This is a genomic window from Corallococcus sp. CA053C (assembly GCF_003611675.1).
GTDB lineage: Bacteria > Myxococcota > Myxococcia > Myxococcales > Myxococcaceae > Corallococcus.
Window position 1 is genome coordinate 1 of the sequence record NZ_RAWA01000473.1, and the last position, 6,832, is coordinate 6,832.

The window sequence follows — 6,832 nt, forward strand, 5'->3', positions numbered from 1 at the left end:
AGTCCCTTCCCCGCCCGAGGCCCCTCCCCCGTCGCGGGAGGGGCCTCGGGCGGGGAAGGGACTCCGGGCGCCAGGCCCTGGGCGCGCATCCACCGCAGCGCCCGGCCAGCGACGGCCTTCTCGCCCTTGTAGCCCAGCGCCGGAATCAGCCCCTCCAGGGGCAGCCAGCGCACCTCGTCCACCTCCACGCGCGGCCCCGGCAACGGCCCCAGCTCTCCCGTCTCGTAGCGGAAGAGGAAGAAGTGGACGCGCTTGAAGATGCGCTGCCCCCGGAACTGGTAGACGTAGCGGATCTCCCCCAGGGGCGCGAGCAGCGCCACGGAGAGCCCCGTCTCCTCCCGCACCTCGCGCCGCGCCGTCTGCTCGGGCGTCTCGCCCGGGTCCACATGCCCCTTGGGCAGCGCCCACAGGTGACGGCCGTGCGGACGGATGACCGCCACCTCCCAGGTGCCGGCACTGTCCCGGATGACGATGCCTCCTGAGGATGCCTCGCGCGGCATGGCCACCACCCTACCCGAAGCGGGGGGCGGCCGGGCCATCAACCGCCGTGCGCGAAGTGGCGCAGCTTGGCCTCCGCCCCCAACCGGTAGGCGTAACGCACGTCGCCGAGCAGCCGGTCCAACCGCCGCTCCACCACGTGCCCCATCAGCCGCGCGCAGAAGCGCCGGGACACCCGGTTGGCCTCCTCGTAGCGCCAGCGCTCCTCGTGAGAGAGCCGGGGTTGGTAGGCCACCCGGTCGAAGAGGCGGCCCAACAGCTCCCGCGCCCAGCTGGACACGCCCTCGCCCCAGCGGTGCAGCAGGCAGACGAGGAACTTGTCCACTTCCGCCTGGGCCTCCAGCTCCAGCAGCGACACCGTGCGCTCGTAGTGCGCCGTGTGCGCGACGTAGAGGAAGTGGCTGACGCCCTCGGTCACCTGGCAGTAGCCGTCCAGGTCGCCCTCCAGCACGGAGTTCACCGGCCCCGCGTCATAGCGCTCCAGGCGGGCCAACAGCGCCGGGGCCAGGTAGAGGGCCAGCTCCAGGCCGCCCCGGGCCTCCAGCACCAGCAGCTCCTCTGGCGCGCGGCCGGTACCGCCCAGGAGCGCGGCGGTCTCCGAGTCCACCACGAAGGCCTCCGCGCGGGCCTCGCACCGGAAGCCGTAGATGGCCTCCAGGTGGGCCTGGAGGCGACCGACGAGGCGGGAGTCGAGTGCATCCGGCGAATCCACGGCGTCAGTTGGCAAGCGGCCCCTTGCGCGGCACCCATCCGGCGTCCACCAGCACGCGCTCCAGCCTGTCGCTGCCGGTGCGCACCCAGGACTCGTAGACGCGCAGCGCGCCCGCGGGCCCCGCGCTCACCAGCCCCCGGGCGCTGATCTCCTCCAGCACCTCCACCAGCGCGCGGAACTTGTCGCACAGCTCCCGGTACACGCCAGTGAAGCCGCTGGGGGGCACCAGCTCCGCGACCTGGCCATAGGCCGCGCCGCCCATCTGGATGTAGTAGTCCGGGCCCACCATTCCCTGCTGCAGCGCGCCGGAGAAGAAGCCGACCTTGTAGAGCGACACGTCCCCCAGCCGCCGCAGCGTGCGGATGCGCTCGTCGCGCTCCTGCTGCAGCGCCCGGTGGTACAGCTCCGCCAGCGGCTCGTGCTCCCGCCGGCCTTCCGCGTCGCGGCTGAAGAGCTTGTCCGAGGCCGCGAACTCCGCCAGCAGGTTCACCAGGTAGAACTCGGTGGACTCGCCCAGCGCTACCCGCTGACGCGTCGTGACTTCCAGCAACAGCTCCCGGAAGAACTCCTTCAGCGAAGAAGAGGACGTCACCAGTCCGCTCATCGACCACACCTCCCGAGGGTGCCTGGAAGTCGCCCGAGACATCCAGGGGACACTTCCCTCAAGCCTAGTCACGTCGGAGGCCGCCGGCAAAACGCACCCGAGTCTTATCAGGGACTTACGCTGGCACTCGGAGAGGGTGAGTGCCAACAGGGTGACAGCGGGCTGCCCTACCGGGCAGGCGTGGCGGCGGGAGAAAGTTCCTGGAAAAGCACAGGCATGACGGGTGTTTAGCGGCACACGGCCCCGGGGACCGACGTCGCTTGACGAGGTGAAGTCCCTGGTTATTATCCGCCGCGAGCTGGCGTTAGCACTCACGAGGTGCGAGTGCCAACGCCACAGGCCAACCGGCCCTTTTTCAACCCCCAACGGCATCCCGGCCCGGACCGCAATCCGGCCGGCCAGGCCGTGGTTCACAGGAGCAAGCCATGAAGATTCGTCCCCTGCAGGATCGGCTCATCATCAAGCGCGTCGCCGAGGAGAACAAGACCAAGGGCGGCCTCTTCATCCCCGACACGGCCAAGGAGAAGCCCCTCGAGGGCAAGGTCGTCGCCGTCGGCAACGGCAAGGTGCTGGAGGACGGCAAGGTGCGCGCCATGGACATCAAGGCCGGCGACACCATCCTCTTCAGCAAGTACGCGGGCACGGAGATCAAGCTGGACGGCGAGGATCACCTGATCCTCCGCGAAGAGGACGTGCTGGGCATCATCGAGAAGTGAAGCCCGCCGCACCCTTCTCCACTCCTAACTTCTAGAGGCTTCAAACCATGGCCAAAGACATCATTTTCGAAGTGCGCGCGCGTGACGCCATCCTGCGCGGCGTGAACATCCTCGCCGACGCCGTCAAGGTGACCCTGGGGCCCAAGGGCCGCAACGTCGTCATCGAGAAGAGCTTCGGCTCCCCCACCATCACGAAGGACGGCGTGACGGTGGCGAAGGAAATCGAACTGGAGAACAAGTTCGAGAACATGGGCGCCCAGATGGTCAAGGAGGTCGCCTCCAAGACGTCGGACGTCGCTGGTGACGGCACCACCACGGCCACCGTGCTGGCGCAGGCCATCTTCCGCGAGGGCGCGAAGCTGGTCGCCGCGGGCCACAACCCGATGGACATCAAGCGCGGCATCGACAAGGCCGTGACGGCGATCACCGCCGAGCTGAAGGTCCTGGCGAAGCCGACCAAGGGCAACAAGGAGATCGCCCAGGTTGGCACCATCTCCGCCAACGGTGACGTCACCATCGGCCAGATCATCGCGGACGCGATGGAGAAGGTCGGCAAGGAGGGCGTCATCACGGTGGAGGAGGCCAAGGGCCTGGACACCACCCTGGACGTCGTCGAGGGCATGCAGTTCGACCGCGGCTACCTGTCTCCGTACTTCGTGACGGATCCGGAGCGCATGGAAGTCGTCCTGCAGGACCCGCTCATCCTCATCCACGAGAAGAAGATCTCGTCGATGAAGGACCTGCTCCCCATCCTGGAGCAGGTGGCGCGCGCCGGGAAGCCGCTGCTCATCATCGCGGAGGAGGTCGAGGGCGAGGCCCTGGCCACCCTGGTGGTGAACAAGATCCGCGGCGTGCTGAACGTGGCCGCGGTGAAGGCGCCGGGCTTCGGCGACCGCCGCAAGGCCATGCTGGAGGACATCGCGGTCCTCACCGGCGGCCGGATGATCGCCGAGGACCTGGGCATCAAGCTGGACACGCTGACGCTCCAGGACCTGGGCCGCGCGAAGCGCATCACCATCGACAAGGACAACACGACCATCGTCGACGGCGCGGGCGCCCAGACGGAGATCGAAGCGCGCGTGAAGCAGATCCGCGTGGCGGTGGAGGACACCAGCAGCGACTACGACCGTGAGAAGCTGCAGGAGCGCCTCGCGAAGCTCGTGGGCGGCGTGGCCGTCATCAACGTGGGCGCCGCGACCGAGACGGAGATGAAGGAGAAGAAGGCCCGCGTGGAGGACGCGCTCAACGCGACCCGCGCGGCCGTCGAGGAGGGCGTGGTGCCCGGCGGCGGCGTCGCCTACATCCGCTGCCTCAAGGCGCTGGACGGCCTGAAGCTGCTGGAGGGTGAGAAGTCCGGCGTGGACATCATCCGCCGCTCCGTCGAGGAGCCCCTGCGTCAGATCGTCGGCAACGGCGGCCTGGAGGGCAGCGTGGTGGTGAACAAGGTCAAGGAGGGCACCGGCGCGTACGGCTTCAACGCCGCCACCGGCGTCTACGAGGACCTGCTGGCCGCGGGCGTCATCGACCCGGCCAAGGTGAGCCGCACCGCGCTGCAGAACGCCGCGTCGGTCGCCTCGCTGATGCTGACCACGGAGGCCATGGTCGCCGAGCGTCCGAAGGCGGACGACGACAAGGGCGGCGGCGGCGGTGGTGGCATGGGCGGCATGGGTGGCATGGGCGGTATGGGCGGCATGGGCATGTAGTCGCCCTCCCCTCCCCTTCGTTTCGGGGAAGGGAACTGACGGCCTCCGGCGCCCTTCGGGGTTCCGGGGGCCGTCGTGTTTTCAAGGCGGCTTTTCAAGGGGCGCAGGCCAGCAGTCGGGCGCCCCTGTGGCGAGCGGCGCAACCGGCCCCTAGTCTTGGCATCTGGACTGACAGTCATTCCCCCACCGCGTTGAAGGAGGATTCCGTGAAGCCCGTGAAGATCTACACGACGACCTATTGTGGCTTTTGCGTGCGCGCGAAGGACCTGCTCAAGCGCAAGGGCGTGGACTACACCGAGGTGGATGTCACCGGCGACGACGACGCCCGCGCGAAGCTGGTGGAGATGAGCGGCGGCCAGCGCACCGTGCCGCAGATCTTCATCGGCGACACGCACGTGGGCGGCTATTCCGACCTGGCGCAGCTGGACAAGGAGAAGCGCCTGGATCCGATGCTGAGCGCGTAGGGCAGCCAGGCAGCCGGCCCCGGGTCCGGACGCCGGCGCCTGCCGCCGTGCATAGCTTCCCGCCAACGGCATTCACCCTTTCACGGGAGGAACACCATGGCGGGCGGACAGGAAACCACCGGGACCCGGGACGAACATCACGACCTCATCAGCACGCTCTACCACCTGCTCAAGGGCGCGTCGGTGAGTGAGACGTACCTGCGCGACGCGGAGGCCGCGGGCGACCAGGAGCTGGCGCAGCTGTTCCGCGACTGGCAGGACGAGCAGCGCAACCTGGCCGAGCGCGCCAAGAACCTGCTGGGCGCGCGCATGGTGAACGCGCAGGCCGGCACCGGCCGTGCCGCCGCCAGTCCGGCCAGGAGCAAGGGCAGGGGCGCGTCGTCGCGGCAGGAGGTCCCCACCCGCGAGGTGAAGGGCCCGACGAACGCCAGCGTGCGCTCCGGCGGCAACCCGGACGACGACGCGGTGGATGAGCAGTCCAAGGAGTCCTTCCCCGCGAGCGACTCGCCCGCGAAGTACTGACGCGGAAGGACACGGGCGGAAAAAGGGGGGCATGGCGGCCACGGCGGCCCCCTTCTGTCTTCATCTTCAACGGACGATTCCGAGCCCACTTCTTCCACTTGCCCCCTGTGTCCAGTCCCCCCTAAACAGGCGGGACCAGGGCGGGGAGGGGTGCTTTTGCCCCCCGCGACCCGTTGCGACGAGGGGTCAGGGACCATGATTGACAGGCCGGATGTCACGGAAACCGTCCAGGCGGAGCGCGAAGGACAGGCCACCCGGGTCCCCCTTCACGAGTGGACGGTGGAAGTCGTAGGCGGACCGGACAAGGGCAAGAAGGTCACCACCAAGGATTCGCTGGTGCGCGTGGGTTCGGATGCCGCGGGCGACCTCGTGCTGAGCGACCCGACGGTGAGCCGCCGCCACCTGGAGGTGGAGCGGCTGGCCCACGGCCTGCTGCTGCGCGACACGGGCAGCCGCAACGGCACGTTCCTCGACGGCCGCCGCGTGCTCCAGGCCTTCGTCACCAGCGGTGACAAGGTGGAGCTGGGCAAGACGAAGCTCGCGGTGCGCATCGCCGCGCGCGCGACGGAGGTGGAGGTCACCGGCACGGAGTCCTTCGGGCAGCTCGTGGGCAGCTCGGAGAAGATGCGCTGGGTCTTCACGGAGCTGCGCCGCATCGCGCGCGAGGACATGAACCTGCTCGTCGAGGGCGAGACGGGCACCGGCAAGGAGCTGGCCGCCCGCGCGGTGCACCAGCACTCGCTGCGCCGCCACGGCGCCTTCAAGGTCGTGGACTGCAACCTCATCTCCGAGGAGAAGGCGGAGCGCGAGCTGTTCGGCGGCCTGCGCGCCGGGGAGAACGAGGACAAGGGAGCGCGCGGCATCTTCGAGGCGGCCCGGGGCGGCACCCTCTTCCTGGATGAAGTGGGCGAATTGCCCATGTCCGTGCAGGGCAAGCTCCTGCGCGTGCTGGAGACGCGCGAGGTGCCGTCGCTGGACGGCCAGCCGGTGGCGGTGGACGTGCGCGTCATCGCCTCCACGCACCGCAACCTGGAGGAGGACGTGCGCCAGGGCCGCTTCCGCGCGGACCTCTACTTCCGGCTCGCGGTGGCGCGCGTGCGGCTGCCGCCCCTGCGCACCCGGCGCGACGACATCCCCACGCTGTCGCAGGCCCTGTCGCGCGGCATGAAGGCGGCGCTGGAGTTGACGCCGCAGACGCTCGCGCTCTTCGAGGGCTACGACTGGCCGGGCAACGTGCGCGAGCTGCGCAACGTGCTGGAGCGCGGCGCCCTGATGCAGGAGACAGGCAACACGAGCTGGCTGGACTTCCTCGCGCACACGCCCAAGCGCGCGGAAGGGGCCGAGCCCGCCACCAACGTGGCCGCCATCGTCAGCGGCATGCCGTACCACGAGGCGAAGGACCGGGTGCTCGCGGACTTCGAGCGCCTGTACTTCGCGGAAGTCATGCGCGAGGTGGCCTTCGACATGAAGGCCGCGGAGCAGCGCACCGGGCTGTCCATGCAGAGCCTCTACCGCTTGTTGAAGAAGAACGGGCTTCGCCTCAAGGACCTCAAGAACGCCGAGGGCCTGGAGAAGTGAGCGCCCACCCGCAGTCCCCCACCACCCGACCGGGA

At 69.2% G+C, this 6,832-nt stretch carries 8 protein-coding genes; 5 read left to right on the forward strand and 3 right to left on the reverse strand.

Going from position 1 to position 6,832, the window contains the following annotated elements:
- From D7V97_RS37640 to D7V97_RS37650, 3 genes are all read right to left on the reverse strand, one after another.
- Positions 1-500: NUDIX hydrolase (locus D7V97_RS37640; RefSeq protein ID WP_233583479.1), on the reverse strand; the 500-nt coding region annotated here is incomplete at its 3' end.
- Positions 501-538: 38 nt separating this feature from the next.
- Positions 539-1,225, reverse strand: a complete 687-nt coding sequence (locus tag D7V97_RS37645; protein WP_233583480.1) for a hypothetical protein — start codon at positions 1,223-1,225, stop codon at positions 539-541.
- Positions 1,215-1,814: a hypothetical protein gene (locus D7V97_RS37650; RefSeq protein ID WP_120615430.1), complete on the reverse strand. Its 600-nt coding sequence runs from the start codon at positions 1,812-1,814 to the stop codon at positions 1,215-1,217. The genes D7V97_RS37645 and D7V97_RS37650 overlap by 11 nt, the downstream gene beginning before the upstream one ends.
- Positions 1,815-2,239: 425 nt before the next feature.
- On the opposite strand from D7V97_RS37650, the gene groES reads away from it, so the two are divergent.
- The 5 genes from groES (at position 2,240) to D7V97_RS37675 (ending at position 6,797) form a co-directional block, all read left to right on the forward strand.
- Entirely contained in the window at positions 2,240-2,530 is a 291-nt protein-coding gene (groES, locus tag D7V97_RS37655) for a co-chaperone GroES (protein WP_120600169.1), read from the forward strand.
- A 47-nt stretch (positions 2,531-2,577) separates the two neighbouring features.
- Positions 2,578-4,233 carry a chaperonin GroEL gene (groL, locus tag D7V97_RS37660; protein ID WP_120615431.1) on the forward strand — a complete coding sequence of 552 codons (1,656 nt, stop codon included), beginning with the start codon at positions 2,578-2,580 and terminating at the stop codon, positions 4,231-4,233.
- Positions 4,234-4,439: 206 nt separating this feature from the next.
- On the forward strand, positions 4,440-4,697 hold the full coding sequence (gene grxC, locus D7V97_RS37665) for a glutaredoxin 3 (protein ID WP_120615434.1): 258 nt from the start codon (positions 4,440-4,442) through the stop codon (positions 4,695-4,697).
- 96 nt (positions 4,698-4,793) lie between these two features.
- Positions 4,794-5,219 (forward strand): hypothetical protein, encoded by a 426-nt coding sequence (locus D7V97_RS37670; protein ID WP_120615432.1) that lies wholly within the window; start codon positions 4,794-4,796, stop codon positions 5,217-5,219.
- Positions 5,220-5,414: 195 nt separating this feature from the next.
- Positions 5,415-6,797, forward strand: a complete 1,383-nt coding sequence (locus D7V97_RS37675) for a sigma 54-interacting transcriptional regulator (protein ID WP_120615433.1) — start codon at positions 5,415-5,417, stop codon at positions 6,795-6,797.
- Positions 6,798-6,832 lie beyond the last annotated feature (35 nt).

Bases quoted from the DNA above. Each gene is read 5' to 3' on its own strand.
- D7V97_RS37675 (WP_120615433.1), top strand. From the start codon at position 5,415: ATGATTGACAGGCCGGATGTCACGGAAACCGTCCAGGCGGAGCGCGAA.
- groL (WP_120615431.1), top strand. From the start codon at position 2,578: ATGGCCAAAGACATCATTTTCGAAGTGCGCGCGCGTGACGCCATCCTG.
- D7V97_RS37670 (WP_120615432.1), top strand. From the start codon at position 4,794: ATGGCGGGCGGACAGGAAACCACCGGGACCCGGGACGAACATCACGAC.
- groES (WP_120600169.1), top strand. From the start codon at position 2,240: ATGAAGATTCGTCCCCTGCAGGATCGGCTCATCATCAAGCGCGTCGCC.
- D7V97_RS37650 (WP_120615430.1), bottom strand. From the start codon at position 1,814: ATGAGCGGACTGGTGACGTCCTCTTCTTCGCTGAAGGAGTTCTTCCGG.